This window comes from Candidatus Protofrankia californiensis (assembly GCF_900634765.1).
In the GTDB taxonomy this organism is placed as follows: Bacteria; Actinomycetota; Actinomycetes; order Frankiales; family Frankiaceae; genus Protofrankia; species Protofrankia californiensis.
Genome location: NZ_CAAAFT010000383.1, coordinates 1 through 1,077 on the forward strand (window position 1 = coordinate 1; position 1,077 = coordinate 1,077).

1 protein-coding gene is annotated in these 1,077 nt (G+C 68.8%); it reads left to right on the plus strand.

Annotation, left to right across the window (positions count from 1 at the left end):
• Positions 1 to 32: 32 nt before the first annotated feature.
• Positions 33 to 1,077, plus strand: a 1,045-nt coding sequence (locus DD1DGNOD_RS19690) for a SulP family inorganic anion transporter (RefSeq protein WP_206443313.1), incomplete at its 3' end; no start/stop codon positions are given.

The window sequence follows — 1,077 nt, forward strand, 5'->3', positions numbered from 1 at the left end:
CCGTCCACGTCCCTTGTCACGGAAAGAAACCCATGTCTTCCCTCACCGTGCCGCTTCGACGTGCGCTGCGCACCGACCTGACCGCATCCCTCGTGGTCTTCCTCGTCGCTCTGCCGTTGTGCGTGGGTGTGGCCGTCGCCTCCGGGGTGCCAGCCGAACTCGGCCTGGTCACCGGCATCGTCGGCGGCCTGGTCACCGGTTTGCTGCCCGGCAGCAGCCTGCAGGTCAGCGGCCCCGCCGCCGGCCTGACCGTCCTGGTCTACGAAGCCGTTGACGCCTACGGCCTCGCCTCCCTCGGCGTCATCGTCCTGGTTGCCGGGCTGCTCCAACTGGTACTCGGCGTCCTACGGTTGGGGCGTTGGTTCCGTGCCATCTCCGTCGCCGTCGTAGAAGGGATGCTCGCCGGCATTGGCCTGGTCCTCATCGCCGGGCAGCTGTATGCCATGGCCGACGCGAAGGCCCCGTCCTCCGGACTCGGCAAGATCACGGGCCTGCCCGGTCTTCTCGGAGACCTCGCCGAATCGGCCACGGCGCTCTCCGCGTTCGCTCTCGGCGCGAGCACCATCATGATCATGACGCTGTGGCCCCGTATGCCTACCAGGCTGCGGGTGGTGCCTGGCGCGCTGGCGGCGGTGGTCCTGGCCACCGCGGCCAGCGCGTTGTTCGATATGTCTGTGGCGAAGGTCGAGGTACGGGGCCTGCTCGATTCGATTCAGCCGCCAGCCGCCAGCGAGTTCGGTCAGCTGGCTGAGGTCGGACTGCTCGGTACTGTTCTCGCCTTCACCCTCATCGCCTCCGCAGAGAGCCTGTTCAGCGCTGCGGCGGTCGACCGGCTACACGACGGTCCGCGTACCGACTACGACAAGGAACTCATCGCCCAAGGCACGGGCAACACGGTGTGCGGGCTGCTCGGCGCGCTGCCGATGACCGCCGTCATCGTGCGCAGCGCCGCCAATGTCCAGGCAGGGGCGAAGACCAAGGCGTCGCGGGTCCTGCACGGGGTGTGGCTGCTGCTGTTCGCCGCGCTGCTGCCCGCCGTGCTCGGCATCATCCCGGTCACGGCGCTCGCCGGAGTCC